Source organism: Kitasatospora sp. NPDC048239, from assembly GCF_043202015.1.
Taxonomy (GTDB): domain Bacteria; phylum Actinomycetota; class Actinomycetes; order Streptomycetales; family Streptomycetaceae; genus Kitasatospora.
The window spans coordinates 263,085-289,824 of record NZ_JBICZP010000008.1; the positions used below are offsets into that span (position 1 = coordinate 263,085).

30 protein-coding genes and 1 pseudogene are annotated in these 26,740 nt (G+C 72.3%); 11 read left to right on the forward strand and 20 right to left on the reverse strand.

Annotation, left to right across the window (positions count from 1 at the left end; all coding sequences use genetic code 11):
• Positions 1 to 22 precede the first annotated feature (22 nt).
• Positions 23 to 829 (reverse strand): SDR family NAD(P)-dependent oxidoreductase, encoded by an 807-nt coding sequence (locus ACGFZP_RS23195; protein ID WP_392936038.1) that lies wholly within the window; start codon positions 827 to 829, stop codon positions 23 to 25.
• 145 nt (positions 830 to 974) lie between these two features.
• Between ACGFZP_RS23195 and ACGFZP_RS23200 the strand changes: the two genes are divergently transcribed.
• From ACGFZP_RS23200 to ACGFZP_RS23210, 3 genes and pseudogenes are all read left to right on the forward strand, one after another.
• Complete coding sequence (locus ACGFZP_RS23200) at positions 975 to 1,235, forward strand: hypothetical protein (protein ID WP_392936040.1); 261 nt, start codon at positions 975 to 977, stop codon at positions 1,233 to 1,235.
• 62 nt (positions 1,236 to 1,297) lie between these two features.
• The gene (locus tag ACGFZP_RS23205) at positions 1,298 to 2,539 is read left to right on the forward strand and encodes a serine hydrolase domain-containing protein (RefSeq protein WP_392936042.1); all 1,242 of its coding nucleotides are present in this window, start codon (positions 1,298 to 1,300) and stop codon (positions 2,537 to 2,539) included.
• Between the two features lie 144 nt (positions 2,540 to 2,683).
• Positions 2,684 to 2,914: pseudogene (locus ACGFZP_RS23210) on the forward strand (hypothetical protein); the annotation flags it as partial.
• A 28-nt stretch (positions 2,915 to 2,942) separates the two neighbouring features.
• Here the strand turns inward: ACGFZP_RS23210 and ACGFZP_RS23215 are convergent.
• From ACGFZP_RS23215 to ACGFZP_RS23265, 11 genes are all read right to left on the reverse strand, one after another.
• Entirely contained in the window at positions 2,943 to 3,209 is a 267-nt protein-coding gene (locus tag ACGFZP_RS23215) for a hypothetical protein (RefSeq protein WP_392936360.1), read from the reverse strand.
• 248 nt (positions 3,210 to 3,457) lie between these two features.
• A complete protein-coding gene (locus tag ACGFZP_RS23220; RefSeq protein WP_392936044.1) occupies positions 3,458 to 3,997 on the reverse strand; it encodes a GNAT family N-acetyltransferase in 540 nt (179 codons plus the stop codon).
• A complete protein-coding gene (locus tag ACGFZP_RS23225; RefSeq protein WP_392936047.1) occupies positions 3,994 to 4,836 on the reverse strand; it encodes a hypothetical protein in 843 nt (280 codons plus the stop codon). Before ACGFZP_RS23225 ends, ACGFZP_RS23220 begins: the two co-directional genes overlap by 4 nt.
• Positions 4,800 to 5,456: a hypothetical protein gene (locus ACGFZP_RS23230; protein WP_392936049.1), complete on the reverse strand. Its 657-nt coding sequence runs from the start codon at positions 5,454 to 5,456 to the stop codon at positions 4,800 to 4,802. Before ACGFZP_RS23230 ends, ACGFZP_RS23225 begins: the two co-directional genes overlap by 37 nt.
• A complete protein-coding gene (locus ACGFZP_RS23235) occupies positions 5,453 to 5,881 on the reverse strand; it encodes a hypothetical protein (protein ID WP_392936050.1) in 429 nt (142 codons plus the stop codon). Before ACGFZP_RS23235 ends, ACGFZP_RS23230 begins: the two co-directional genes overlap by 4 nt.
• A gap of 128 nt (positions 5,882 to 6,009) precedes the next feature.
• On the reverse strand, positions 6,010 to 6,159 hold the full coding sequence (locus tag ACGFZP_RS23240; RefSeq protein ID WP_392936052.1) for a hypothetical protein: 150 nt from the start codon (positions 6,157 to 6,159) through the stop codon (positions 6,010 to 6,012).
• Positions 6,160 to 6,165: 6 nt separating this feature from the next.
• Positions 6,166 to 6,465 (reverse strand): hypothetical protein, encoded by a 300-nt coding sequence (locus ACGFZP_RS23245; protein WP_392936055.1) that lies wholly within the window; start codon positions 6,463 to 6,465, stop codon positions 6,166 to 6,168.
• Between the two features lie 209 nt (positions 6,466 to 6,674).
• Positions 6,675 to 6,893 (reverse strand): hypothetical protein, encoded by a 219-nt coding sequence (locus ACGFZP_RS23250; protein WP_392936057.1) that lies wholly within the window; start codon positions 6,891 to 6,893, stop codon positions 6,675 to 6,677.
• A gap of 99 nt (positions 6,894 to 6,992) precedes the next feature.
• On the reverse strand, positions 6,993 to 7,841 hold the full coding sequence (locus ACGFZP_RS23255; protein WP_392936059.1) for a helix-turn-helix domain-containing protein: 849 nt from the start codon (positions 7,839 to 7,841) through the stop codon (positions 6,993 to 6,995).
• Positions 7,842 to 7,850: 9 nt separating this feature from the next.
• Positions 7,851 to 8,363: a DUF6879 family protein gene (locus ACGFZP_RS23260; protein ID WP_392936061.1), complete on the reverse strand. Its 513-nt coding sequence runs from the start codon at positions 8,361 to 8,363 to the stop codon at positions 7,851 to 7,853.
• A gap of 1 nt (position 8,364) precedes the next feature.
• Complete coding sequence (locus ACGFZP_RS23265) at positions 8,365 to 8,637, reverse strand: hypothetical protein (RefSeq protein ID WP_266301549.1); 273 nt, start codon at positions 8,635 to 8,637, stop codon at positions 8,365 to 8,367.
• A gap of 476 nt (positions 8,638 to 9,113) precedes the next feature.
• Between ACGFZP_RS23265 and ACGFZP_RS23270 the strand changes: the two genes are divergently transcribed.
• On the forward strand, positions 9,114 to 9,296 hold the full coding sequence (locus ACGFZP_RS23270) for a hypothetical protein (RefSeq protein WP_392936064.1): 183 nt from the start codon (positions 9,114 to 9,116) through the stop codon (positions 9,294 to 9,296).
• A complete protein-coding gene (locus tag ACGFZP_RS23275) occupies positions 9,293 to 10,084 on the forward strand; it encodes an MOSC domain-containing protein (RefSeq protein ID WP_392936067.1) in 792 nt (263 codons plus the stop codon). The genes ACGFZP_RS23270 and ACGFZP_RS23275 overlap by 4 nt, the downstream gene beginning before the upstream one ends.
• Here the strand turns inward: ACGFZP_RS23275 and ACGFZP_RS23280 are convergent, their stop codons facing one another.
• The 5 genes from ACGFZP_RS23280 to ACGFZP_RS23300 all read right to left on the reverse strand — a co-directional run bounded on the left by ACGFZP_RS23280 (position 10,085) and on the right by ACGFZP_RS23300 (position 13,886).
• A complete protein-coding gene (locus tag ACGFZP_RS23280; protein ID WP_392936069.1) occupies positions 10,085 to 10,294 on the reverse strand; it encodes a hypothetical protein in 210 nt (69 codons plus the stop codon).
• The gene (locus tag ACGFZP_RS23285; protein ID WP_392936071.1) at positions 10,291 to 10,515 is read right to left on the reverse strand and encodes a hypothetical protein; all 225 of its coding nucleotides are present in this window, start codon (positions 10,513 to 10,515) and stop codon (positions 10,291 to 10,293) included. The genes ACGFZP_RS23280 and ACGFZP_RS23285 overlap by 4 nt, the downstream gene beginning before the upstream one ends.
• Before the next feature lie 339 nt (positions 10,516 to 10,854).
• Positions 10,855 to 11,520: a hypothetical protein gene (locus ACGFZP_RS23290; protein WP_392936074.1), complete on the reverse strand. Its 666-nt coding sequence runs from the start codon at positions 11,518 to 11,520 to the stop codon at positions 10,855 to 10,857.
• Between the two features lie 108 nt (positions 11,521 to 11,628).
• A complete protein-coding gene (cobC, locus tag ACGFZP_RS23295) occupies positions 11,629 to 12,705 on the reverse strand; it encodes an Rv2231c family pyridoxal phosphate-dependent protein CobC (RefSeq protein WP_392936077.1) in 1,077 nt (358 codons plus the stop codon).
• The gene (locus ACGFZP_RS23300; protein WP_392936079.1) at positions 12,702 to 13,886 is read right to left on the reverse strand and encodes a cobalamin biosynthesis protein; all 1,185 of its coding nucleotides are present in this window, start codon (positions 13,884 to 13,886) and stop codon (positions 12,702 to 12,704) included. The genes cobC and ACGFZP_RS23300 overlap by 4 nt, the downstream gene beginning before the upstream one ends.
• A gap of 265 nt (positions 13,887 to 14,151) precedes the next feature.
• Between ACGFZP_RS23300 and ACGFZP_RS23305 the strand changes: the two genes are divergently transcribed.
• The 5 genes from ACGFZP_RS23305 to ACGFZP_RS23325 all read left to right on the forward strand — a co-directional run bounded on the left by ACGFZP_RS23305 (position 14,152) and on the right by ACGFZP_RS23325 (position 21,139).
• On the forward strand, positions 14,152 to 15,054 hold the full coding sequence (locus tag ACGFZP_RS23305; protein ID WP_392936081.1) for an alkaline phosphatase family protein: 903 nt from the start codon (positions 14,152 to 14,154) through the stop codon (positions 15,052 to 15,054).
• Positions 15,055 to 15,059: 5 nt separating this feature from the next.
• The gene (locus ACGFZP_RS23310) at positions 15,060 to 16,358 is read left to right on the forward strand and encodes an MFS transporter (protein WP_392936084.1); all 1,299 of its coding nucleotides are present in this window, start codon (positions 15,060 to 15,062) and stop codon (positions 16,356 to 16,358) included.
• Positions 16,355 to 17,392, forward strand: a complete 1,038-nt coding sequence (locus ACGFZP_RS23315) for a TolB family protein (RefSeq protein ID WP_392936087.1) — start codon at positions 16,355 to 16,357, stop codon at positions 17,390 to 17,392. Before ACGFZP_RS23310 ends, ACGFZP_RS23315 begins: the two co-directional genes overlap by 4 nt.
• 151 nt (positions 17,393 to 17,543) lie before the next feature.
• A complete protein-coding gene (locus ACGFZP_RS23320; RefSeq protein ID WP_392936090.1) occupies positions 17,544 to 18,584 on the forward strand; it encodes a hypothetical protein in 1,041 nt (346 codons plus the stop codon).
• A 221-nt stretch (positions 18,585 to 18,805) separates the two neighbouring features.
• The gene (locus ACGFZP_RS23325; protein ID WP_392936093.1) at positions 18,806 to 21,139 is read left to right on the forward strand and encodes a collagenase; all 2,334 of its coding nucleotides are present in this window, start codon (positions 18,806 to 18,808) and stop codon (positions 21,137 to 21,139) included.
• A 123-nt stretch (positions 21,140 to 21,262) separates the two neighbouring features.
• On the opposite strand, the gene ACGFZP_RS23330 is transcribed toward ACGFZP_RS23325, so the two are convergent.
• On the reverse strand, positions 21,263 to 22,345 hold the full coding sequence (locus tag ACGFZP_RS23330; RefSeq protein ID WP_392936095.1) for an alpha/beta fold hydrolase: 1,083 nt from the start codon (positions 22,343 to 22,345) through the stop codon (positions 21,263 to 21,265).
• 117 nt (positions 22,346 to 22,462) lie between these two features.
• On the opposite strand from ACGFZP_RS23330, the gene ACGFZP_RS23335 reads away from it, so the two are divergent.
• Entirely contained in the window at positions 22,463 to 23,197 is a 735-nt protein-coding gene (locus ACGFZP_RS23335; RefSeq protein WP_392936098.1) for a TetR/AcrR family transcriptional regulator, read from the forward strand.
• A 90-nt stretch (positions 23,198 to 23,287) separates the two neighbouring features.
• Here the strand turns inward: ACGFZP_RS23335 and dacB are convergent, their stop codons facing one another.
• Both dacB and ACGFZP_RS23345 read right to left on the reverse strand, forming a co-directional pair.
• Positions 23,288 to 24,883, reverse strand: a complete 1,596-nt coding sequence (dacB, locus tag ACGFZP_RS23340; RefSeq protein WP_392936101.1) for a D-alanyl-D-alanine carboxypeptidase/D-alanyl-D-alanine-endopeptidase — start codon at positions 24,881 to 24,883, stop codon at positions 23,288 to 23,290.
• A 211-nt stretch (positions 24,884 to 25,094) separates the two neighbouring features.
• Positions 25,095 to 26,573 carry a M6 family metalloprotease domain-containing protein gene (locus tag ACGFZP_RS23345; protein ID WP_392936103.1) on the reverse strand — a complete coding sequence of 493 codons (1,479 nt, stop codon included), beginning with the start codon at positions 26,571 to 26,573 and terminating at the stop codon, positions 25,095 to 25,097.
• Positions 26,574 to 26,740: the final 167 nt, after the last annotated feature.

Consider the following 26,740-nt stretch of genomic DNA (forward strand, 5'->3'; position numbering starts at 1 on the left):
GCGGTGGGACGGCGGCCGGAGGTCAGGCCGGGAGGGCGTTGACCAGGCCGCCGTCGACGGCGAGGTCCTGGGCGGTGATGTAGGAGGAGGCGGGCGAGAGCAGGAAGGCCACCGCCTCGGTGACGTCCTCGGCCCGGCCCAGCCGCCCCAGCGGGATCCGGGCGCGGATGCCCTCGTACACGGCGGGGTCGTCCGGGATGAGCGCCTCGAACATCTCCGTGACGATGTAGCCGGGGCTGACCGAGTTCACCCGGATCCCGCGCGGGGCGAGGTCGCTCGACAGGGTCCGGGCGAGGTTGTGGACGGCGGCCTTGGTGGCCGCGTACACGGGTGCCTCGGCCATACCGCGGTGCAGCGTCCAGGAGGCGTTGATCACGACGGAGCCGCCGCCGGCCGCGTCCAGCAGGGGCAGGGCCTGCTGGATGGTGAAGAAGACGCCCTTGAAGTTCACGTCCACGGTGTGGTCGAAGTCCTGCTCGGTGACGTCGCAGCCGCGCTGGAAGATCCCGACACCCGCGTTGGCGAAGACGCCGTCCAGCCGCCCGTGGCGGTCCCGGATCGTCGCGGTCAGCCGGTCGAGGCCGGCTCGGACGGCCACGTCCGCCCGGACGGTCAGCAGGCGTCCGCCGGGCGTGGACGGGCTCCCGGTCAGCCGCTCGGCCGCCCGGTCGAGGCGGTCCTGGTCGCGGCCGGTGATGACGACGTGGGCGCCGCGCTCCAGGAGCAGGCGGGCGGTGGCCAGGCCCATCCCGCTGGTGCCGCCGGTGATCAGGACGACGCGGTCGTGGAAGTCGTGGAAGGTGCCCGGGGAGGAGGTGGGGTTGCTCATGGACCCCAGCGTGGTCGGCGCCGCCGGACGCAACCAGGCCCGTCGCAACCCGGGTGCGCCAGGGCCAGGCAGACGCGCTGCCGTCGGGCGCTGGGCCGGGCGCCGGGGCCGGGCCGGGGTGCTGACGCCGGGCTATGCTGACGCGGTGTCGGATTCACGAGCGCTTCGGGAGTTCCTCGACCACTGCCTGGACAGTGCGGAGAAGGTGGGCTTCTCGCTCGCCGACGGGCGGGACTTCCTCGGCTGGGTGGCCGAGGTGGAGGACGGCCGGATCCTCGCCTCCTGGGCGCCGAGCCCCTTCGCGCCGGACCCCGGGGAGGAGTGGCTGCCGATCACCGCGATCCTGCCCGGTTCGGCCGCCCGTTACGACAGGGCCCTGAGACGCTGGGTGGAGCACTACGGGTGATCCCCGGGCGGGTCGGGGCGGCGTCGACCCGGCCCGGGACGCCGGGCCCGGACACTGCGGCCATGACACGTACCCGCCTCACCACCGCGCTCTGCGCGGCCCTGCTCACCGCGGCGAGCTTCCAGGTCACGGCCGGCGCCGGCCCCGCGACCGCCACCGGTCCGGAGGTTGCCGCCGCCCCCGAGGGAGCACCGCACCGGCCCTGCGTCGCCTCGCCGCCACCCGACGGCGGCCCGGCCGCCGAGGTGCTGCGGATCGCCGGGCAGGCCAAGCAGGAGCTGGATCTCAAGTCGGTGATCCTGCGCGTCACCCAGGACGGCCGCGAGCTGGTCACCGCCGGGCTCGGCGAGTCGATGACCGGCGTACCGGCCGAGCCGGCGATGCACTTCCGGGCCGGCTCGGTGGGCATCGCCTTCATGGGCACCGCCCTCCTCCAGCTCGTCGACGAGGGGGTGGTGAGCCTCGACGACCCGGTCGCGCGCTGGCTGCCCGACCTCCCGCACGGCGACGAGATCACCCTGCGGATGCTGGGCAGCTCCACCACCGGGATCGCCGACTACGTCACCGACCCGGACTTCCTCGCCGCGCTCTACGCGGCGCCCTTCCGGCAGTGGACGCCGCAGGAGGTGCTGGACATCGCGCTCGCCCGGCCGCGCTGGTACGACCCGGGCACCAACTGGAGCTACTCGCACGCCAACTTCGTGCTGCTCGGCCAGGCCCTGGAGAAGATCACCGGCACCCCGCTGGACCGCCTGCTCCACGAGCGGATCTACCGCCCGCTCGGCCTGCACGAGACCTTCGACGGCACCACCCCCGAGATCCCGGCGCCCGTCCTGCACGCCTTCACCTCCGATCGGGGCATCTACGAGGAGTCCACCTTCTGGAACCCGTCCTGGACCACCGTCCCCGGGGCGGTCATCACCACCGACATCTGCGACCTGGCCCGCTCGGCGGTGGGCATCGGCGCCGGTGAGCTGCTCTCACCGCACTCCTACCAGGAGCTGCTGAACCCCGGCACGGTGGGCCTGGGCGGTGCGACCAAGACCTGCCCGGCGGAGATCTGCCTGGTGAACACCGAACAGAAGCACTTCGGGTTCACCGCGATCGTGGTGAACGACTGGGTCCTCCAGAACCCCTCCTTCACCGGCTTCGCGGCCATCCAGGCCTACCTGCCCTGCGACCGGCTGGCCATCGCGGTCTCCGTGACCAAGGGCCCGGACTCGCCGGACGTCAACTCCGCCGACACCATCGCGAGCCGGATCTCCGAGGCGCTCGCCCCGGGCCACCCGCTGCAGTTCGGCTGAGCAACCCCGGTCGACCACGCGGGTGCCGCACCGCGGCACCCGCGCCCACCGAAAAACGGTGGCCCCCGATGGCACCCCGCGCCAGGATGCCGGTATGCCGCAACCCGCCGAGCCGCCGCACCACCGCCCGGCGGGCCGCGGTCCTTGCGGCCGCTCCTGTTCCTGGACGTCGACGGTCCGCTGAACCCCTACGCCGCGAAGCCGCACAGGCGGCCCGAGGGGTACCTGACGCACCGGGTCACGCCGGACTCCTGGGTCGCCCGCTTCCCCCGCGGGCCAGGCCTGCACGTGCGCCCGCTGCGACTGTGGCTCAACCCGCGGTACGGCCCAGAACTGCTCTCACTGCCCTGCGAGTTGCTCTGGGCCACCGCCTGGAGGAACGCACTGCCCTTGCACCGGGGGCTCACGGCATCGTCTTCCGCCCCGGAAGCCGTATCGGCGACCAGGGCAGCGGGGCCGTGGGGCGCATTCCGGTGGCCTCGTCCAACGGCCGGACGCGGTGGTCGGCCTTGAGCATCTGGTCGCGGAGCCAGTTCGGATCGCAGCCGTACATCGTGCCGATGATCCTCATGCCCACACCCGACTCGTAGCGGCGGGCAATGGCGGGCAAGGCGGCGATCACGGGCTTCTTGAGCATGGCCTGCCGGTCGGGCTCGGTGTTGGCCCACATGGGAGTCCTCCGGGTTGAGAAGGACCCCCGCCCTGTGGCCGCGGGGGCAGTCACAGGGCGGGGGCGTGCCCGCCGCTGGGGGTTGAGGGCGGCGGGGGCGCGAGTTGGCCAGTACGTGTCGAAGACCTGGACCTTGAACCCCAGACCCTTCTGCCAGACCTCCACCGTTCGCCGGTCGCCGACGCGGGCGCACCGGAGCGTGCCGAGGTCCGCGGCATCCCGGGGCGTGCGGTAGTACCGGACGCCGGTCACGGCGTAGACGGGCAGGGCGAGGACAAGGACAGCGCGTTCCATGGGGTGCTCCGGTTGTACGGGGACGAGCTGGCGACCGATGGCGGCCGGATGGTGTAGGTGAGGAACCCGGCGTGCTCTGCGGTCGGTGCGAACCCGGCCTTCACTAGGACGCGGCCGGAGGCGGGGTTGTCCGGGTGGTGCTTGGCGCTGACCTCCGGCAGCCCGAGGAGGCCGAAGGCCAGGGCGAGAACTTTGCGGACGCCCTCGGTGGCGTGTCCCCGGCCCCAAGCATCCGGTCGCAGGATGTAGCTGATCGCGGCGACGGGCCGGTCCAAGTGGAGCTTGACGACTCCGAGGAGGTCGCCGGCCGCGACCAGCCCGAGGGTGTACAGCGGGCGCGGGCTCTGCGCTGCGGAGGCTGCGATGGTGCGGGCGTAGGATCGGGCCTCGGCGGCGTCCATCGGGGCCCTGCCCAGGTACTTCGTCGCCTCCGCGCTGTAAATGCGCAGTAGGGCGTCGGCGTCGCCGGGGACCAGCTCCCGCAGCTCGATCACGCGTCCGCCGCCTTCACGAGCCCGGTCAGCTCAGCGGCAGTCGGCCGTTCGTCGGGGGCGGCCAGCAGCACGTGGCGCAGGCGTGCTTGGAGGGACGGCCAGGGCAGCGAGGTGGCCAGGGGTGCGGCGCGGTGGGCGATGGCCTTGCGCTTGTCCTCCACCGGGGCGTCGCTGCCGATTCCGCCAGCCTCGTAGTCCAGCGGCCAGCGGCCGGTGATGCAGGTCAACAGGGTTCCGGCGAGGGCATAGACGTCGGCGGTCTGCGTGGTCTCAACAGGTTGAGGGCCGTTGATGATCCGGGCGGCCAGTTCGGGCGCGGTGAGGTGGATCATCGTGCCGTCGAACGTCGACCAGGGGGTGATGCCGAGCCGCCGGGACCACGCGAAGTCCAGGAGGCGGACGCCGTCCTCGGTGTGGATGCCGTGCTGGGGCTGGAGGTCCCCGTGCACCCAATCGTTGGCGTGCAGGTCGGCCACCACGCGGCATAGGGCGACCGCAGCAGCGAGGGCTTCCTCCCTCCCACCCTCGTCCCTGCGGACGGGGCGGAAGACGTCCCAGGTGGACGGTCCGGCCAGCCACGGGGTGACGAACCAGACCCCGCCGTCGAAGTGGCCGACGGTCACGGTGTAGTCGGGGAGCTGGTCTAACACGGAGGCTTCGCGAGCGGTGACCTCGGCGGCCTCGCCGGTGCCGAGCTTGATGCTCACCACCCCGCGCGGGCCGCTGGCCTTCCACACCGCCGAGCCCCGCCGGTCGCTGATCTCCTCCAGCTCCAGCGGCCCGCAGTCGGCCTCCGCCGCCGTCAGTGCTGCTCTGGCCTCGGAAGGGAACTCGCCCATTCTCGTACCGCCTTCCACTCGCAGGGGATGTGCTCGAAGACGTCCCCGCCGTCGTCGGCCGCCACGGACAGTGCCATGGCGAGGTCGGGTGTCGCCTCCAGAAACTTCGGGTCCAGCGGCCGAACGCCCGCCCGCACCGGGAGGAACGAGAACGGCGGTGGCGGGATGCTCTGGCCGCGCCGGCCGGTCTCGGCCGCGCCTTGGGCGAACTTCCCGAACATGATGCCGACCTGGGCGTACAAGTTCTTCAACGCCCAGTGCGGCCACGCCATCAGCTCACGGTGGTCCGCCCCCTCGCACTGCCCGACCAGCACGATGTTCTCGCATGCGAGGACACCGTACGGGCGGCCCATGAGCGGGCGGACCCACTCTGCTGCCTGGACCCCGGCGTGGAACAACTCCGCTTCCACCGCGTACCGATGGCTACCCGGGGTGATCTCGTAGACGGTCCACCCGGCCATGCCCCGTCGGGTGGAAGGGCGCAGGAACGGGCAGTGCTCGTACAGCCCAGCGAGGTAGCCGTCCACGTCGACGCTGGCGGGGTTCTCCGTCCGGGCCTCGGTGAGGCGGAGCGCCCCGGCGGTGGGCCGGGACGGTCCGTCGAACGGTGCTGTGATCACAGGTAGGAAGCCGCCGAGGTCAGGTCGTCGCCGTCGCCGGGGCCGGGCTTGGGGCCGCAGTCCCACTCGGCGGTGACGGTGCCGGTCTCCCGGTACTGGGCGAGGGCTTCGGTGTTCACGGTGCCGTCGGCGTCGGTGAACCACACCTCCGGCAGGGGGCCGTACGCCTCCTCGTACGCGGCCACCCAGGCGATGGGCCCGAAGCCCTGCATCTCGACGTGCTCCAGCTTGCGGCCGGCGTGCCGGAGCGCGAACGCGTCGTGCGCGGCGGGGTCCGCGACGAGGGTGTGCCACGCCGCGTCGATCGCGGCGGAGAACATCTGCGGCGCGGTCTCGCCCGCGTCGATCCGCCGCGCGGTGATCCTGAAGAACTTGCCCAGCTCGTCCAGCTCCACGGTGGAGCCGGTGATGGTGGCGGTGCTCACGTGCCTCTCCAATCGGGTTGGCTCTGCCCGCCCGGGTGCGCGCGAGCAGTCGTGCGTGGTGCCCCGGCCCGTAAGAAGCTTCACGACGGGCCGGGAGTTCATGGCGACCGGGGGCACAGGGGTGGCGGTCAGTAGCGGCCGGAGGTGATGAGCGCGGTTGCCACGACCGCCAGCAGGACCAGCGCGACCGTCTGGGCGATGGCGACCGGCAGCGGCGTCGGGAGTCCACGGGCGGTCCGGTCGGCAGCCTCGCGGTACTCCTCCCGGCCGTCGTCCACGGCGGCCTACGCCGGGCGCTTGTCGAGCGCGGCCCGCATCGCGGCGCGGCGCTGGGGCCGACGGGCACGGTCGATGCAGTCGTCACAGATCGAGTGGCAGATGCCCTCGGTCTCGCCGGGGGCCTGGAGCATGGTGCCCGCGCAGACCAACGTCTCCCGGTGGCAGGCCCAGCAGGTCCCTTGCCGGTAGCCGTCGGGGCGGTCCACGACCATCCCCTCGCCCGTGATCCGGACGGGCGGCGGCGGGGTACCCGCTCGGACGGGCAGCGGCGTGGTCACGCGGACGGGCGGCGGCGGGGTACTCACTCCGCGGACTCCAAGTCGGTCAGGAGGACCATCTGCGGGTAGGGGTCGTTGGAGCTGTGGCGTACTCGGCCGGCAGTAGGAAGCCGTAGCGCCCGCAGATGCCGCAGCCCCAGGTGTCGTCGGTGGGCGACGGGGAGTCATACATCGTCTGGAGGAAGCAGGCCGGGCACGACGGCGGCGGTTCCATACCCTGGCGGATGGCCACGAGGTCACCCGGCCGTTCGGTAAGCCGCGCAATCCGAGCAGGGGCAGGTGGAACGCACGGCGTCGCGCTGTATCAGCGAGCCCCCGGAGGGGGCACTGCGCGAGGCGTTGGCCGCCAGGTAGTCGTCCAGCGGGTTCCAGTCGGCCTTGGGCTGGTTCAGCTCGTGCTTCGCTGGGCCGGTCACGACCTCGCGGTACTCACGCTCGGGGTTACGTCTCGCCATCGGTCTGTCCTCCTTCGCCGTGGCGGTGGGGGGTGCGTGATAGACCGTAGGAGTTTCAGCCAGACGCTCTCCAGCAAGTTGCACGTAGTTGCAACGCAGTCACCCGAGAGAGTCAATCGCCTCTGTGATCAGGGCGCGAGCGGCAGCGCCGTGCACGGCATCTGTGGACAGTTCCGCGAACCGGCTGACATACATGGCCACCTCGGAAGGCTGTGTGATCTGGAGGTACCCGGAGACGAGTTCGACGTTGGCCCGTGACGAGTCGTAGAGCGAGAACGCTTCGACGTGCATCGAGTGACGCAAATAGCCCCTCGGAACGATCCCCAGGCTCACGTTCGCCAGGGACGCGACGGCGATCAGGTGGGTGAGTTGGCCGGCGGCTACCTCCGTGCCGCCGAGGCCGTGGTGCAGGCATGCCTCTTCGATGATGAAGGCGAAGGTCTTCCCGTGGTCTCTCAGGATCTCCTGTCGCTCCATACGCACCTGCACGGCCTCTTCCACGTCGTCCACGGCAACACGACGGCGTTGGGTGGCTTGGAGTACCGAGCGGGTGTAGTCCCGGGTCTGTAGGAGCCCGTGCAGGATGCCAGGTGTGTACGCCCGGAACCGCGTGGTTCGCTCGTACAAAGGCAGGACCATCTCTTGGGCGCGTTTGAGTCCGCTCCGCTCCATGCGTCGCCATTCGGTGAACATGGTCTCCACCGAGCGAAGGGAAGCCACCAGGTCTGCGGCGCAGTCGTCTGCGCCGCACGCTCGACACCAATCCCTGATGTCCTGCTCGGAAGGTGCGGTGATCGCGTTCTCGATGCGGGAGCACTTCGACTTGCTCCAACCGCATGCGAGGGCGAGAGCAGGCCCGGTGAGCCCGGAGTCCCTCCGAATCTCCTTAAGCCGTTCGGCTAGAGCCTTCCGGGCCTGCTGAACGCTCGATGAGCGGGAGGTGCGCATCTCGTACGGCTACTTAAGCACGTAGTCCTTGTGCGGCGTCGCCCTATGCCACACGGTCTCGAAGGCGCTCTTTACGAGCTGAACGACGTCAGGCTCGGTGGTCCACTCCCGGTCCACCACATCCCCGTCGCCTGAGAAAAAGGTGAACATGATCTTGGAGTCGTCGAACATCCACAAGTCAGTCCCGGGCAGAGCGATGTCTGCCGCCGACCGGCGCGGAAGCCAGCGAACCTGCTCGCCGATAGCCACGTTCAGGAATGTCACGTGGTGCTCGTAGCGGATGTACTCCGTGACCGGCTCGGAGACGATGCGAGCCCGACGCATGATCACGCCACGGTCAATCGCCTCTCCAGCGAAGTTGGTCCAGTACTGGAACCACTCCGGCCGGTCGTCCGGGTTGTAGCGAAGACCCTCCCGATAGCGCTGGAACTGCGGGTCGTTCGGCGTGTAGTTGTCGCGCATCTCCAGGTGCACGGCAGAGAACCTGGCCTCTGCCATGGCCGTGGCGATCGGGTTGGCCACGCTACTCCCTCTCGTCCTCTTGAGTGGCCAGCCTTGCGGCGAGGTCCACGATGAACTTGATCATTTCTTCCGGGAGGCGGATCACGGTCTCGTGGTCGGGCACGTCAGTCGAGTGCCCAGGGACCGAACCAACCTCCTTGCAGCGGCTCAAGTCCTCATCGCTGGCCTTGTAGGACTGGATGAGCAGGTCACCGTTCTCCGGGTCGCGCCAGATGGTCGGCGAGTCAACCTCTGGCGTGTTGGAGATGATCCCGATGAACTGTAGAGGCTCCACGATGCTCCCTGGGACTCTGGTTCTGCGTAGTTGTACAACCGGCGGGCTCATCCTGGCGCGTACACGACCTGCCTGTCAGGCGTTTTCCTTTCTGGCGAACTGCCAGTTCAGCCGCACGGCGTCCTCCGAGAGCGCAAGTAGCCGGGCGGGTACGCGGAAAGCCAGGCTCGCCCCACTGTTCGACAGGCCCTGGGCCGTAGACAGGGGTTGCGAAGGGTGGCGGGGGTGGGGCCTGATGCCACCGGCCGACGGGGCTGGTTGGGCAGGCCTCAATGGAGTCGGCGGGGGTGGGCCCTGGTGTCCGCTCGCTGATCTCGACGCCGTCGGCGAGGAGCTGCCGTACGGCGGCGTCGACCTGGTGCTCGAAGCGGTGGCGGGAGATAAAGTGTCCGTTCTCCCGAACCTCGTAGGAGTCGTGGGCGAAGTCGCGGTCGTTGAGGGTGACTTCGAAGCGGCGGTCATGGCCGGACCCGGTGATGGCCCAGCGGCCGGCACCTACCGCGGACCACGTCAGCTCGATGCCCTCCCCGGTGCGGGCCCGCTCGGCGCGCTCGCGCTCGGCGGCGAACCACCAGGGGGAGGCGATGGTCCTGCGGATCGGCGCCCGACTCGGGGTGCGGGAGGGGGGCTTCGCGATGGTGTGGGAGTGGGCGGCGTGAGGGTCGGAGTGGTGGAGCGGCTGCGGCGGTACCCGGTGAAGTCGATGCTCGGGGAGGAGCTGCGGTCGGCCGGGGTGTCGGCGTGCGGGATCGACGGGGACCGCGGCCGGGCGCTGGTGGACGTGGCCGGCGGGCGGGTGGTGAGCGCCAAGAACCCGCGGCTGTGGGCCGGGATGCTCGGGTGCACCGCCGTGCTGACGGCGGACGGGGTCGCCGTCACCGGCCCCGACGGGCGGGCGGTCGGCGAGCGGGAGCTCTCCGAACTGCTGGGCCGGTCGGTCCGGTTGGTGGACGAGCCGCCACCCGGGGCAATGCTGGAACGGGCCGTCCCGGAGGAGGTGCTGGCCCACGGTATCGAGGCGGAGGTCGCCGTCACCGTCAACGGGCTCGGCCGGGCGGCCCCCGGCGGGACGTTCTTCGACTTCGCGCCGCTGCACCTGCTCACCACCTCCACCCTGGACGCCGTGCCGGTCGAGGCCGAGCGCTACCGCCCCAATCTGGTGATCCGTACCGAGGGGGAGGGCTTCGTCGAGAACGCCTGGGTGGGGCGGGAGTTGGGCATCGGCCCGGAGGTTCGGGTGCGGGTGGTCGTGCCGACGCCGCGCTGCGCCGTCCCCACCCTCGCTCATGGCGAACTGCCGCGCGACACCGCCGCCCTGCGCACCCTCGCCGAGCGGAACCGGCTGGTCCCGATGGAGGGGATGGCGGCGCTGCCCTGCGCGGGGGTGTACGCGCAGGTGGTGGAGCCGGGAGCGGTGAGGGTGGGGGACGTGGTCGAGCTGTGCTGATCACTGTGGCGGTGTCCGGCGCCGGTCTAGGGCGGTCTCGGACCAGCTGAGGCCCCGGAGGAGCGAGGCTGCGAGGGTCGTCCACCAGACGATGCCGGCGGTGCCGCGCCGGTCGGGGCCGACCAGCGCGGCCGCACCGAAGGCGAGCGCGATGCTTGCGGCGAGCACGAGGACGGTGGCGGCCACTTCGAGGGGCGTCGGCCGGTTCACCGGTCCGTCCCGCGGCGGATGAGTGCGGCGAGCCGGACGACCACCTCGGGGCGGGCCCGGCCGAGTTCCACCGGTACCTCACCGGTGAAGAGGGAAGGGCTGTCCACGCCGGATGACGGCAGGACGATGTTCGCGGTGGCCAGGGCGTCGGTCGGCTCGGCGACGGCCGCCCTGGCCTGCTCGCGTTGCCGGTGGGCGTGCCGGCCGGTACGGGATTGCATCGGCGCTCAACTCCGGGGCGGTGAGTACGGGTTCTGGTCGTCGTCGAGCAGGACGCGTACCCGGACGCGCTTGCCCGTACCGCGTCGTATGACTACCCCGAAGTCGAAGGCCGGCTCGCGGACGAGCTCGATCCCCCGCCCGCCCTCGCTGAAGTGACGGGGGCGTCGGTCCCGGAGCCCACCCCACCCGGCGAGTTGCTGGCGGTGAATTTGATGTTCTGTTGGGAATTCGGAACGTGGCACAGACATGGTTCGGCAGCGGAGGAATTCGACAAACGGTCGCGAATGCGCTCCAGGCGCTCGGAACAATGGTTTTGACCGATCGTCAATCATCAAGGATCAGACGCCGGGGACGGCGTCCTTGGCGCTGGTGTGCCAGTTGGTGACGACCGGCTTGTCGACCTTGACGGTGCCGACGGGAATGCTCACCGGGTTCGGGTCCCCGTTGCCGATGCCGATGATGACGTCCTTGAACTCGATGACCTGGTTGGTGTTGGTGCTCTTCGGGTTGATCCCCGCGTAGGCGACGGTGGAGCCGCTGAGGGTGATCGGCGCGCCAACGGCCTGCTCGGCGTTGGCGGCCTCGATGCCGCCCGAGCCGAAGGCGATGACCGGGTGCTCGCCGGACAGGACGCAGGTGATGCCGGGCTTGGCCTTGGCGGAGATCTGGATGTAGCCGCCGGCCTGGGTCTCCAGCTTGGCGCTGAAGGTGAGGTCGTTGGCGCCGCAGGCCTGGCCGTAGCCGGTCTTGTCGCCCGCGCCCGGGGCGGGGGTCGACGGCTTCGCCGGCTTGGAAGGTGCGGCGGAGGTCGGCGCGGCGGTGCTCGGCGCGGCAGCCGGGGGAGCGGTGGTCGGCGCGGCGGTGCTCGGCGCGGCAGCCGGGGCAGTGGTCGTCGGGGCGCCGCCCACGGCCGTCGGCGCGTCGCTGTTGTCGGGGCCGCAGGCGGTCGCGGTGGCCGCGAGAGCGGTGACGGCAAGAGCGGCGAGGGCGATTCGCGAGCGCATGGAGGGCCCAACTTCCTTCTGTCCGGGGTGGATCGCTGTCTGCCTCCACGGTAGGTCGAGCCTGATCACCGGCTGGTGCTTGAAATGTCCCGGTCCTGTCCCAGGGGTTCAGGCGTCGGCTCGGGAGGTACGCGGACTCGCGCCCAGCACCGCGTCGAGCGCCGCCAGGAAGCGGTCCGTCGTCGCGGGATCCCGGACGGCGATGCGCAGCCAGTCGGGCCCCAGCCCGGGAAAGGTGTCCCCCCGCCGGACGGCGAAGCCGCGCTCGCGCAGGCGCTCGCGGACGGCCGCTGCTCCGGGCAGCTCGATCAGGACGAAGGAGGAGGCCGGCTCGCCGTGCACCCGCACGGACGGGACGCCGGCCAGCCCCTTCAGCAGGTGCGCACGGTGTCCGGCCAGGTCGGCGGCGGCCTCCTCGGCCTCGGCGAGGGCGGCCGGGGCGCTGCAGGCCTCGGCGGCGACGAGGGCGGGAGTGGAGACGGGCCAGAGCGGCTGGGCGGCGGCGAGCCCGGCGATCAGCGGCGCCGGGCCGAGGACGTAGCCGATCCGCAGGCCGGCCAGGCCCCAGGTCTTGGTCAGGCTGCGCAGGACGACCACCTGCCCGGGCAGGTCCCGGACGGAGGCCAGCGACTCGCTCTCGCCGGGCACGGTGTCCATGAACGCCTCGTCCACCACCAGGGTCCGACCGGGCCGGGCGAGGGCGGCGACGGCGGCGGCCGGGTGCAGGACGGAGGTCGGGTTGGTGGGGTTGCCGAGGACCACCAGGTCGGCCTCCTCCGGGACGGCCGCCAGCCGGAAGCCGTCCGCGGGGGAGAGCAGCACCCGGTGGACGGTGTGCCCGGCATCCCGCAGGGCCGCCTCCGGCTCGGTGAACTGCGGGTGCACCACCGTAACATGACGTGGCGTCAGAACTCGGGCGAGCAGCACGAAGGCCTCGGCCGCACCCGCCGTGAGCAGGACCTCCGCCACCGGCCGCCGGTGCCGGTCCGCGACGGCCGCGCGGGCGGCGGCCGGGTCGGGGTAGGTGGCGAGATCGCCGAGGGTGGCCGCGAGGTGCTCGCGCAGCCACGGCGGGGGCGTGCCGGTGCGGACGTTGACGGCCAGGTCGACCAGGCCGGGGGAGCGCACCTCCGCGTCGCCGTGGTGGCGCAGGTCGGGCTCGGTCCGGGGGGTGGCGCTGGTCACGAGGGATCTCCTGCACGGGGGAGGGGCGGGGCGGGGACGCGGATGAGGTCGTAGGGGCCGGGCTCCACCGGCAGCGCGCAGGCGCCTCCGGGGACGGCGAGGACGACGGCCTGCCCCTGGGTGGCGAGCGCGACGGCGGTGTCGAGGTGGTCCGCCACGGCGACGCGGCGGGCGGTCGGCCGCAGCACGGGGGTGAGGCGGTCGAGTACGCCGGGCGCACCGACGACCAGCGACGCGCGCCGCAGCTCCGCCGTACCGCGCCCGGTGAACGGGTCGGGCCCGTCGAGGCGCAGGCCGACCACCGCCAGCCGTCCGCGGGCCGCCGACCGGGCGATCGCGGCCGTCGCCGCCCCCGACTTCCGCTTGGGCACGACGAGCCGGCCGCCGGGCGCACCGAGCAGCGCCGCCGCCTCGGCGACGCTCGCGGTGCCGACGGCGGCCCGGACCCCGGCCGAGGGGTTGGGCACCCGCACCGCCGCCAGGGCGGCGGCCGGGTGGCCTCCCACCGGCACGTCCAGCAGGGCCGCGGCCCGGCGCACCGCCGGGTGGTCGGCCTTGCCGTCCACGGTGGCCAGCCGGGCGACGGACGCGGTGGCCAGCCCGGCGGCGGCCAGCGACTCCAGGACCAGGTCGAGCACGTCGTCGGGCCCGGCCGCGCTCCCGGCGCCGACCCCGACGGTCAGGGTGCGCGGGTGCACCACCGGCGCGTCCCCGGCGGCGACTGCCCGGTCGGTGAGCCGTGGCAGCCACCCGTCCGCCGGCTCCCCGGTGTCGACCGGCCGGGTGCCCAGGACCGCCGACACCTCCGCGGCCAGCGCCCGGGCCTCCTCGGCGCCCCCGGCCAGGGCGACGGCCCGGCGCCGCGAAGGGTCCACGCAGACGAGGGCGGGCCGCCCCGGCAGGCTGTCGGGCCGCCCGTACGGGCCGTCGGGCCGCTCCAGGAGGTCAGGCGGGACCGCACAGAGCAGCCCCACGACGGTTGGGGCGGGCCCGAGGCAGACCACCCGGCGGTACCGGCCCAGGGCCGAGCCCAGGGCCTCCAGCGGGCTCCCGCCGCCGGGACCGTCCACGGCCGTCGGCAGGGTCGTCGACGGGGTCGTCGGCAGGGCTCCCGGCCACGCCGCCCGCAGCTCCGCGGCGAGCGTGCGGCCCGCCGTGTCGACGGCGACCAGACCGATCACGTTCCGCTCCCTCGGCAGCACGGCCGCCTTCCTCCGAAAGCCGCACGGTCAGGAGGCGGCGGCCGGGAAATCCCACCATGGTGGTGACGGACGGGTCAATCGGGACGGCTGTGACGTCCGCCGCCGCCCGGCGACCCCGACACCGACGACGGGAGGGCCGCTGTTCGCCTGTTCTTCACCTGCCTTGCGCGGTCCACGCCACCGCCACCCTCCTACTGTTTGCGGCGCTCTGAATCCGCAGCTTCACGACGCACGGAGGACACCCATGGCCTTCGCACGACTCCGCCCCGCCGCCGCGCCCGGCTCCCGCCGCCCGCTGACCGCGCTCGCCGCCGGCCTCGGCCTGATGGCCGGCTCGCTCGGCCTCTGGGCCGCCACCGGCAGCACCGCGCAGGCCGCCGCCCTGCCGGCCCCCGACCACGTGGTCGTGGTGGTCCTGGAGAACCACGCCTACTCGCAGGTCATCGGCAGCTCCAGCGCGCCGTACATCAACGGCACGCTCAAGGCCGGCGGCGCCACCCTCACCCAGTCGTACGGGCTGACCCACCCGAGCGAGCCCAACTACTACATGCTGTTCTCCGGCGCCACCCAGGGCCGCACCGACGACAGCTGCGTGCCGGTCGGCTCGATCAACAAGCCCAACCTGGCCTCCGAGCTGATCGCCGCGGGCAAGACCTGGGCCAGCTACAACGAGGGCCTGCCGAGCCAGGGTTCGACCACCTGCAGCAGCGGCAAGTACGCGCAGAAGCACAACCCCTGGTTCGGCTTCAGCAACGTGCCGACCAGCAGCGCGTTCACCTTCACCCAGTTCCCCACCGACTACACCACGCTGCCGAAGGTCTCCTTCGTGGTGCCGGACCTCTGCAACGACATGCACGACTGCTCGGTCGGCACCGGCGACACCTGGGTGAAGAACAAGCTCGGCGCCTACGCGACCTGGGCCAAGACCCACAACAGCATCCTGGTCGTCACCTTCGACGAGGACAACAAGCTCTCCGGAAACCGCATCCCGACGGTCCTGTACGGCGAGCACGTCACGCCCGGCAGCACCACCGCCACCACCTACAACCACTACAACGTGCTGCGCACCGTGGAGGACCTGGCGGGTCTCACCAGCCACGCGGGCAACGCCGCCACCGCCGCCACCATCACCGGCATCTGGAACTGACGCCCGTGTACCTCGCGGACTCCCGCAGCTCCAAGGCCCCCGCCGCCCCGGCTGAGAAGTCGGGGCGGCGGGTGGCCGCCGTCCCCGCCACCGTGCTGGTGCTGGGCACCGTCAGCCTGATCACCGACGTGTCCTCCGAGATGGTCAGCGCCGTCCTGCCGCTCTACCTGCTCACCGGGCTCGGCCTGTCCCCGCTCGGCTTCGGGCTGCTGGACGGCATCCAGAACGGCTTCAGCGCACTGGTCCGGCTCACCGGCGGCCACCTCGCCGACCGGCGCGGCGCGGACGGCGCACCGCGGCACAAGGCGGTCGCGGCGGTCGGCTACGGGCTGTCGGCGCTCTGCAAACCGCTGCTGCTGCTCGTCCACACCGTGCCGCTGATCGGCGCCGTGATCGCGGCCGACCGCACCGGCAAGGGGCTGCGCACCGCGCCCAGGGACGCGATGATCTCGCTGGCGACCGAACCCGAGCACCGCGGGCGCGCGTTCGGCGTGCACCGGGCGATGGACACGGCCGGCGCGCTGCTCGGACCGCTCACCGCCTTCCTGGTGCTGCGCCTCGCGGGCGGGCCGATGCTCGCCGACAACGGCGAGCGGCACGGCTACAACGCGGTGTTCACGGTCAGCGCGTGCGTCGCGGTGCTCGGCGTCCTGGTGCTGCTGCTGTTCGTGCCGAGCCGGCTGCGGGCCGACGGCCCGCCGCGGACGGCCCCGTCGCTGCGGGACGGGCTCGCCCTGCTGCGGCGCCCGGCGCTGCGCCGGCTCGCGCTCTGCGCGGTGCTGCTCGGGCTGACCACCGTCAGCGACTCCTTCCTCTACCTGCTGGTCCAGCGCCGGTTCGGCCTGGCCACCCACCTCTTCCCGCTGCTGCCGCTCGGCACCGCCGCCGCCTTCCTGCTGCTCGCCGTCCCGCTCGGTGCGCTCGCCGACCGGATCGGCCGCCGCCGGCTCTTCCTCGCCGGGCACGGCCTGCTGCTGCTGGCCTACGGGCTGCTGCTCTCGCCGCTGGGCGGTCTGCCGGCGGTGGTCTGCGTGCTGGTGCTGCACGGCGCGTTCTACGCGGCGACGGACGGCGTGCTCGCCGCCGCCGCGGCCGACGCGGTGCCCGCCGAGCAGCGCGGTGCCGGGCTCGCCCTGGTCGGGACGGGCCAGGCGCTCGCCCGGTTCGCCTGCTCGCTGGCGTTCGGCGCGCTGTGGAGCGCCGTCGGCGGCACCACCGCCCTGGCCTGGTCGGCCGCCGCCCTGGCCGGCTGCGTCGTCGGGGCGTCCTTCGTCCTTCGCCCGTCCCCGGAGGGTCCGCAGTGAACCAGTCGCTCCAGACGCGCGGCCGGGTGGTGATCCTGCTGGTCGCCGTCCTGCTGCTGGGCTCGGTCGGCACCGGCGCCGTGCTGTACGCGTCCGGCCAGTCGGCCCGCAAGGACCAGGTGCAGCCGGGCGGCCCGGTGGTCACCAAGGGCCCGGTCTCGCTGGACGCCTCCGGTGACGGGCGCCGGCTGGTGTTCCGCAACATGGCCTGGGGCCCGCACCGCGACGAGCTGGCCACCGTGCCCGCCGACCACCCGGACGGCCCGCGGACCGCCTCGGGCGTGCAGTGCCTGCGCTTCCACACGGCCGGCGGCACGGGCGTCTGCCTCCAGGCGGAGCGCGGTGCGCTCCAGGACACCTACCGGGCCGTCGTCCTCGACGACCGGCTGCACGAGCTGCGGTCCTTCCCGGCGGCCGGCATCCCGACCCGCTCCCGGGTCTCGCCGTCCGGCCACCTCGCGGCGTGGACGGTCTTCGTCAGCGGCGACTCCTACGCGGGCACCGACTTCTCCACCCGGACGTCCATCGTGGACGTCCGGGACTGGAACCTCCGGGACAACCTGGAGGCCTTCGACCTGACCGTGGACGGCAAGCCGTACCGGGCGCCCGACGTCAACGTCTGGGGCGTGACCTTCGCCGACGACAACGCCTTCTACGCCACCGTCGCGACCGGTGGCAAGACGTACCTGGTGCGCGGCGACCTCGCCGCCCGTACGCTCACCACCCTCCACGAGAACGTCGAGTGCCCCTCGCTCTCCCCGGACGGGACGCGGATCGCCTACAAGAAGCGGGTGGCCGGGGCCTCGCCGGACGCCCCCTGGCGGCTCTACGTGCTCGACCTCGCCACCATGGCGGAGACCCCCACCGCCGAGCAGCGCAACATCGACGACCAGGCCGTCTGGGCCGACTCCTCGACCCTGCTCTACGCGCTGCCGGGCGACTTCGGGGCGGACCTCTGGACCGCCCCGGCGGACGGCACCGGCGAGCCGCGGCGGCTGCTGGAGGCGGCCGTGGCACCGGCATTCCCGGGCTGACCGGTCCGCGTCGGGTCGGGTGTGGGAGGCTGCGGGGGTGGCGCCGACCGTGGACCGACGGCGCACGGTGGGCTCCGGAACGTCGGGGGAGAGGCCCACGTCGAGCAGAGCGAGGGCACGGGGGCGTGCCGACTGACGGGGGAGCGGGACGGTGAAGGTGAGGGAGCCGGGCGGAGCACGCGGGGGCGGCGGGCCGGCGGGGGAGCGGACACCGGGTGACTCGTGGCCGGCCCTGCAGGGCCGGCCGGTGCTGCGGCGCTCGATCGCGGTGGGCCTGGTGCTCTGTGTGGCGTTCATGGGCGTGCTGCTGGTCCGGGGCGTCAACGCGCTGACGATCGGGCGCCCGGTGCCGGAGACCGACCGGGACCGCGCCGAGCTGCTGGCTGGCCTGCACCCGTCCCAGCACCCGGGGGCGGGGCGGTACTACGTGCCGGTCGGCGCGGTGTACACGCACACCCCGGACGGCGTGCCGGTGGCCTATCTGCACTACCGGCTGGGCAGCGGGCGGCCGGTCGACGTCGCCGACTTCCTGCGCACCTACGACCTGCCCGCGCCCGGTCCGCTGGCCCCGCTGCCGGCCGACCTGACGGCGGCCCTCGGCGGGGACGAGCCGGCCGAAGCCTCGGAGCTGCCGGAGGTGGGGACGGCCGGGACGCCCTCCCTGCCGCCCTCCGGGACGACCGCGCCCGAGGAGTCGCCCTCGGCCTCGCCTTCGCCGTCGCTCGCGGAGCCGCCCGCACCGACGCCGGGCCCGATGGCCAGCCCGACCGCGACGGCACCGCCGGACCCGCAGCCGTCGCCCTCGTCGCCCGAGACCTCGCCCTCGCCGTCCGACCCGTGCACCGCCTCCGCGAGGCCGACCGGAGAGTCCGCGGAGGGGGACGACGAAGGCGACGAGGAGGGGGACGGCGAGGAGGCGGCGCAGACACCGAGCCCGACCCCCACCGTGTCCGCGACCGAGGCCCAGACCCAGGCCCAGACCCAGGCCCCGGTACTCGTACCGGCCGCGGCGGTGGCCGAGCCCGAGCCCGTACCGACGGCCGCGCCGAGCCCCACCGTCACGCCGAGTCCCACGGCCACCCCGAGCCCGACGGTCATCCGCACCCCCACCGCCGGCCGCCGGATCTACGTCGCGACCACCTCCGGCGGCCTCACCGGCGCCACCGACATCTACGTGCGCGCCTCCGGCTGACCGCCGCTCCGCAGCCACTCCGGCGTCAACTACGCGCCGTCCCAAGAGGTCACGGCGCAAGCCCGTCGGCGCCCACAGGATGACAACGTTTCAGTTTCGGTGCGGTGCCGATCCGGCTGAGGCCTTCCGGTTGTGATGCGACATGTGAAATTTTACATGTCATACATCAAACGGTTACGTCCCCAACACGTGACCACTACGGCCCCCGGAGGCCCCCACAGATGCGCCTCTCCCGGATATCAAAGGCCAACGCGCGCAGAATCCCTGCACTCGGCGCGGCCTTCTTCATCGCGCTCGGCCTGTTCACCCCGCAGAGCCAGGCCACCCCCGTCGGCGCCACGGCGGCCCCGGCCGGCGCGAGCACCGCCGGAGCCGCGGCCCCCGCGCCGCGGTCCATCCCGGTCCCCAAGTCGCCCGAGGCCACGAACAGCAGCACGTTCAAGCTCTCCTCACAGGACTACGGCAAGGAGCCCACCGCGCCGGGAGCGCCGGTCTCCGCGCCCGTCAAGGCGGCCAAGCAGTTCTCGGCCGCCGCCGGGGAGCCCTGTCCGAACCTGTCCGGGCTGGTCAACGCCACCGGCAGTGCGCTGGTCCAGCAGCTCAAGGCACTGCCGAACGTCCCCTGCGCCTACCCGCTGTTCAACCTCACCGGCACCGACGCCGCGAACGCCTTCGGCGAAGCCAAGATGGTGACCGTCGCCAACGCGCTGCGCGACACCTCGGCCACCTACCCGGGCGACAACAGCACGTCCGTCGGGCAGCTGGTGATGTTCCTGCGCGCCGGCTACTACCTGCACGAGGTCAACCCGGGCGTCATCGGCACCTACGGTCCGGCGCTGGAGACCGCGGCCCACGGCGCACTGGACGCCTTCTTCGCCGCCCCGCACAGCAAGGACATCACCGACGCCAACGGCGACATCCTCAACGAGGTCGTCACGGTGATCGGCCAGACCAAGACGCTCGGCCGGTACGACGGCGTCCTCCAGCGGATGCTGGCCGGCTACAACGGCACCTGGCCCGAGCGGATGAACCTGTCCCTGAAGCACTTCGACTGGATCATCGAGGAGGCCTTCGACCCCAAGGCCGACAGCCAGGGCCTGAAGGCGGCCCTCAAGGCCGATAGCGGCCTGCTCACCACCTGGGCCGACTTCATCACCCGCAACGAAGACCTGCTGAACCGCGACGACATGGTCAGCAACATGGGCCGCTACCTCGGCTACGCCCTCGTGGTGCCCGAGCTCAAGACCCAGCTCCGGCCGCTGCTCAAGGACCTGATCAACCGGTACCCGAACGTCGGCCCCACCGCCCCGATCACCATGAACCTGGCCTGGGCGACCCGCAAGTTCGACAAGGGCAACTGCGCGGCCTACGGCATCTGCGACATGAACACCCGCCTGATGCCGGTGATCCTGCCGACCCAGCACACCTGCAACCCGGGGCTGAAGATCCGCGCCCAGGACATGTCCGCCGCGCAGCTGGCCACCACCTGCACCAGCCTGGTCAACCAGGACGCCTACTTCCACAAGGTGATCGGTGACAAGGGCGCCATCCCCGGTGACGTGAACACCAACCTTGAGGTCGTCGCCTTCGACGACTACTACAACTACTCGCTGTACGCCTGGTCCTTCTACGACATCGACGTCGACAACGGCGGCATGTACGAGGAGGGCAACCCGGCCCTGCCCGGCAACCAGGCCCGGTTCATCGCCCACGAGGCCAGCTGGCTGCGCCCGAGCTTCCAGATCTGGAACCTCAACCACGAGTACACCCACTACCTCGACGGCCGCTACAACATGTACGGCGACTTCGAGGCCGGCATCGTCACCCCGACCATCTGGTGGGTCGAGGGCATCGCCGAGAACGTCTCCTTCGGCTACCGCAACGCGCGCAACAGCGACGCGATCGCCGAGGCCGGCAAGAAGACCTACAAGCTCAGCGAGCTCTTCGACACCGTCTACGACCAGACCGGCGACCCGGACGTCAACTCGAACCGGGTCTACCGCTGGGGCTGGCTGGCCGTCCGCTACATGCTGCAGGAGCACCCGGCGGACATCCAGGCCGTGCTCGCCAAGTACCGCACCGGGGACTGGAACGGCGCCCGCACCATCCTGAAGCAGACCATCGGCACCGGCTACGACGCTGGCTTCGACACCTGGCTGACGACCACCTGTGCGACCAACGACTGCGGCCCCCTGCCGGACGCCCCGGTCGTCCCGGCCACCCCGCTCTGCACCATCGCCGACCCGCGCCAGTTCGACAAGAACTGCCGCCGGGACAACCTCGCGGCCACCACCGGCAACTACAGCTACCACTTCCTGTACCTGCCGGCCGGCGTCCAGCAGCTGACCATCACCAGCGGCGGCGGCACCGGCAACGCCGACCTCTACTACGGCGGCGGCACCTGGGCCACCACCGGCAGCTACCAGGCGAGGTCCACCAGCGCCGGCAACGGCGAGACCCTGACCATCGCCAACCCGCCGTCCGGCTGGGTCTACTTCAGCCTCGCCGCCTCGCAGGACTTCAGCGGCGTCAGCGTCACCACCCAGTACAACTGACCCACCCCACCGGGCCCCCTGGGCCCAGGTGAACGCGGACCACGCCCGAACGGGCGGCGGTCCCCGCCCTCCCCAGCGGACGGCAGGGGCCGCCGTCCGCGTCCGCGCCCCGCGAGCGCGGGCTCACCGGACGGCGTGGAGCGCACCGGTGACGACCGGTCGCACCCTGGTCAGCATCAGGTCGAGGAAGCGGTCGGGGTGCAGGAAGGACGCGAAGTGGGCGGCGTCCTCGATGAGGGCGAACTCCTTGACCGGCGCCTGCACGTCGTCGAGGAAGCGCCTGGCCCGGTCGGCCGGGGTGAGCACGTCCTGGTCGCCCTGGAACACGAAGAACGGCAGGTCGAAGCGGGTGCCGTCGGCCCAGTCGTCGAAGCCGGCGGTGGCGGGCAGGATCTGCTCGGAGAGCTTCATGCCCTTGCCGAGGGTGCCCAGGTCGCGCAGCGAGTGCAGCGGGGAGAACCAGAGGGACTTCAGCACCACGGACTTCACGGTCCGGAAGGTCAGCGGGTCGCTGGTGGCGGCGATCTTGTTGTAGACGCCGTACTGCTCGGCGGTCCAGGTGCGCCGGTCGGAGCCGAGCTCCTCGACGGCGGCGAGTTCCCTGCCCTTGCCCGCGGCGCGCAGCCGGGCCAGCAGCGCCCGGTGGGCGCAGTCGTCACGGCCGGCGTCGTGGATGTTCTGGTCGGTGCCGACGTAGGCGGAGTAGCGGTCCGGGTACTGCCGGGCCAGCCGGAGCCCGAAGGTGCTGCCGAAGGAGTTGGCGACCAGGACGACCTGGTCGACGCCCATCCTGGCGCGCACGTGGTCGGTGACCTCGACGGCGTCCCGGTACATCCGGGCGAAGCACAGCTCGCCCTGGCCGTCGGCGCCGGAGCGGCCGAGGGTCCTGCCGGTGCCGCGCATGTCCCAGCGGACGACGGTGAAGTGCTTCTCCCAGGCCCGGGTGCGCGGCCCGTAGACCGTGTTGGAGGCGCCGGGGCCGCCGTGGATCTCCAGCACCACCGGGTTTCCCCGGTCCTCCCCGCGGACGGAGATCCACTGCTCGATGCCGCCGATGCGGACGAAGCCCTGCTCGTCGACGCCGTTCGGCGTGGTGATCCGCATCAGCCGGGCGCCGGCGGCCTGCCGGAGGCGGCGGTGGCCGAGGGCGCCGGCGACGGGCACGGCGAGGGCGGCGGCGGAGGCGATGAGAACGGCGCTGATCACGGTTACTCCCCTGAACTGTGTATCGGCTAAGCAATTGAGTCTATGTTATACACAGTTTCGAACCGACCGTCAACGCACCGAGCGCAGAGCACCCCGAGCGCACCGAGGAGGGCCCGCATGGCCGCGAGCAGGGCGAGCAAGGAGAAGAAGCGCGACCCCAGGGCCAGCCTGGCGCTGCTGTGGGGCGAGCAGGACCAGCCCCGGCGCGGCCCGAAGCCGTCACTGACCGCCGAGCGCATCGTCGCCTGCGCCGTCGAACTCGCCGACGCGGAGGGCCTGGACGCCGTCTCCATGCAGCGCGTCGCCGCCGTCCTCGGCGTCACCACGATGGCCCTGTACCGCTACTTCCCCGGCAAGGCCGAACTGGTCGACCTGATGGTGGACGCCGCCCTCGGCGTCCCCGTCGAGGCCGTCGACCCGTCCGAGGGCTGGCGCGCCGGACTCGCCGACTGGGCCCGCCAGTGCTGGGCGCTGTACCGCCGCCACCCGTGGATCCTGACCGCCACCGCGATGCGTCGCCAGCTGATGGGCCCCAACCAACTGGCCTGGCTCGACGCCGCCCTGGCCACCCTGGCCCCGACCGGGCTGCCCGCCGCCCAGCAGCACGACACCGTCCTCCTGGTCATCGGCCACATCCGCAACCTCGCCCAGCAGCTCGTCGACCGCGACGAGGAGGGCGACCAGGAGTGGAACCGCCTCTCCGCCGACGTCCTCGAACGCCACGGCCACCGCTACCCCGCCCTGACCGCCGCCATCGCCGCCGGAGCCTTCGCCCCCACAACCGCCGACCCCCTGACCTTCGGCCTGGACCGCATCCTCGACGGCACCACCCTCCTCATCACCCGCAGCTGACCCGGCCCCGGCCGGGGAGCGCCGCCGGCGCACGGCCGAGGGCCCCGACCGTCCGGCGGTCGGGGCCCTCGGGGCGGGCCGGAGAAGGCGTCAGGGGCGGGCCTCGGCCTGCTGCTGGAGCAGGCCGGCGATCCGGTTCAGGTCGTTGAGGATGTCGAAGAAGGTGTCGATGTTCGGCGTCGAGGCGCCGTTCACGGCCAGGTAGAAGGTGTGCAGCCGCCCGTGGCCCGCCGCGAGGTAGCCGCCGAGGGTCTCACCGCCGACGGCGAGCCGGTCGTTGACGGCGTCGTAGCCGATCACGGAGCCGGGCTTCGCCCACACCTTGCCCTTGCCCGGGCAGGTCGGGCAGCCGTCGCAGGCGGAGGCGAGCGAGCCGTCCACCCCGAGGATCGGCAGCGCCTCCCGGAACCGGTCGGCGTCCGGGGTGCCCTGCCAGTAGTGCAGGATCTCGTTCTCCACGTCGGGCGTGACCCGGTCCACCGGGTTGCCGCCGCGCCCGTCCAGCAGCTGCACCTTGGTCGGGTCGATCCCGGCGCCGCTCAGGAAGTCCCGCAGCACGGGGAAACCGTCCGCGCACTGGTGGCTGCCGGTGGCCACGGCCATCAGGCAGATGGCGAGGTTGGCCCCGAGGTTGTGGCTGACCTTGAGGATCAGCCGCGCGTACTGCTCGAAGACCGGGGAGACGTACGCGGCGACGCGCTGGGTGCCGTCGTAGGAGTCCGGCAGCAGGCCGACCGGGTTGGGCCCGGTCGGCGGCGCGGTGACGGTGACGCCGGCCCGGGCGAGCGCCTCGATCAGGGCGGTGCGCCCGAAGGCGTTCGGGTCCTGGACGTGGGAGACGCGCAGGGTCGGCGGTGCGTCGGCCGCGATCGTGCCGGAGAGGGTGATGTGGGTACCGTCCGGCGAGGCGGAGACCGCGATGGCGGTGGCGCCGCCGGCCTCGACCGTCCGCACGGTCGACTCCACCTGGTACGGCGCGACCTGCGGCCGCCAGCTGAGCTGCGCCGGCTGCCCGGGGGTGGTGGCGGTGGACAGCAGGTCGATCAGGTTGTCGTTGACGATCAGCGGGGTCGGGGTCGGGTCCAGCTCGGTGTCGGGGGCGAAGAGCCGGGGGTCGATCGCCACGTCGCCCCGCACCTCGGTGATGCCGGTGTCGCGCACCTGGCCGGCGATCAGGTCCAGCCCGGCGAGCGGGTCCTCGGGGGTGAGCGTCGCGCCGGGGACGTCGTTGGCGTAGGTGTGGTCGATCGGGGTGAAGGCGACGGTGCCGTCCGGCTTGGTGCGGCCGCCCATCGTGAGGTCGCCCTGGGCGATCAGGGCCAGCGAGCCGTCCAGGACGGAGCCGCTGCGGGTGCCGAGGGCCTGCACGGGTGTGGTGAACCGGTGGTCGGTGCCGAGGGTGTGCCAGGCGCCGGAGACGCTGACCAGCTTGGCCGTCGACCCGGGGATGAAGAACTGGTCGGGGTACTGGGAGTGGATGACCTCGCCGGTCGTGTCGTCGATCTCCAGCAGGCCCCACTGCGCGTGCTCGTAGGCGGGCTTGTGCATGATCGCCAGGATGTCCGGGCTGAGCCCGTCGGATCCGGCGGGCGCCGCGCTCGCGGTGCCCGCGGTCATGGCGGTGGCCGCCGCCGCGGTGACGGCGGCCACGGCGCGCAGACCTCGGGCGATCGCTCTCGATCTCATCAATCCACCTCTTCCGGGCGCACGCGGTCGCCCTGACGGGTATTCGACCCAGGCAGGGATACCGCCGCGGGCCGGTTCGCCGAACGTCCGGCCGGGTCCGTTCACCCGCATGTCCCGAACGCTGCGCGTCCGGGGCGGTGCGGGGTGCGGGGTGCGGGGGAAGAGGTGGAGGGGGAGAGGGGGGAGGTGGGGGGAGACGGTGGGGCCGAGGTCACTCGACCTTGACGTCCACCTTCATCTCGTCCGCGCCCGCCGTGCCGGCCACCGTGACCGTGACGCCGGTCCAGTGCCCGTCCGGCAGGTTGAGCGCGGGGTTGCTCGTCTGGCCGACGAGCCGGTTGGAACCGGAGGGGTAGAGGTCGTCGGCGTCGCCGCGGTTGCCCTGGCGGAAGATCGCCGCGAGGTCGCGCCGGCCGTCGGCCTGCAGGAGCTCGATGGCGAGGTTCTCCTCGTCCTCGACGTCGAGGATGTCCTCGTCGACCACGTAGACGGCGATGCCCTCGTCCGGCAGGAAGGCGTCCTGGCCCTTCCTGCGCCGGTACTCGACGACGATGTACTGCTTCTCCTTCATCGTCCGGGCGTTCTGGATGAACAGCATGCCGCCGCCCTCGGCGGCGGGCCGCAGGGTGATGTCGGGGGTGGTCCGGGTGATGCGCTGGGGGCTGGTCCAGCCGTGGAACATCCGGAGCATGCCGTTGGCGAAGACCGGGGTCTGGCCGTTGTCGCCCCAGTTGCCGGAGGCCATCAGGCAGTAGTCCCCGAGCCCGGCGGACTTGGTCAGGGCGAAGTCGCCGATGTCGTAGTAGTCGTCCCACCGGGCGGCGAGGTGGCCCCACTCATGGGCGCAGAGGCCGACGCTGCAGTCCTCCGGCACGGTGAGGAAGGTGCCCACCCGCAGGCCGGGGGCGACCTCCACACCCTCCGGACCAGGGGGGTCCAGGAACGGCGGGGGCGGCGGGACGTTCCACTTGAGGCTCCAGAAGTTGTTCACGTTGCCCTTGGTGGCCTCGGCGCCCCGGCCGGCGTGCACGATGAACAGCGCGGTGACGAACCCCTCCTTGAGGGCGTCGAAGGGCGTGAAGTCGATGCCCTGGGCGCGCGCGGCCGCGATGGCGTCCCGGGCCATGCCCTGGGAGTTGCGCGGGAACGTGCCCTGGCCGGTCCGGCCGTCGACGTAGAAGGAGATCGGCTGCGGCAGCCGCAGCCAGCCGTGCACCTCGCCCACGACGTCGATGCCGTGGGCGCCGTCCGGGTCGAAGCCGCTCAACTGCCGGTAGTAGTCGCGCAGGCTGCCGCTGGGGAAGGTGTGGTTCTTGCTGAACAGCAGCTGCTCGTAGTGGCCCGGGGTGAACTCGCTCTGGTGCGGCTTGTCGGGGAAGTCCACCAGCAGGACGAGGGTGTGGACCTCGCCCTTCAGCGGGGTCTCGGGACGGGAGATCAGCTGCGCGCCCACGGCCGGGGCGGGGCTGGTGGCGCCGTCGTCGAGGCCGACCATGCCGCCGCCGCGCCGTTCGGCCCGCCAGACGACGTAGAACTGGTCGAAGGTGATGTCGGGCGGCAGCCGCCGGGACTGTTTGAGATTCAGGTACTCGGCATAGAGCTGCCCCAGCGACTTCGGGGAGAGAGGCGCGAGGCAGGGTTGGTCGGCGGAGTGATGGTGGTGATGCAGCGGGGTTAACGTGTGACGCATGGTGACGGCTCCCTAGGGCCGGCTCACTGGCGAGGCGTGTCCGCACGCTCCGTCGGATCCGCGGGGCCGTCGGCGGTCGGTCGGCGCGCCGGAAGGCGGTCGGGTCACCGGCACCGAGTGCGGGTGGAGCGATTTGCGGCTATCTGTCCCTATTTTGACGCCCCGGA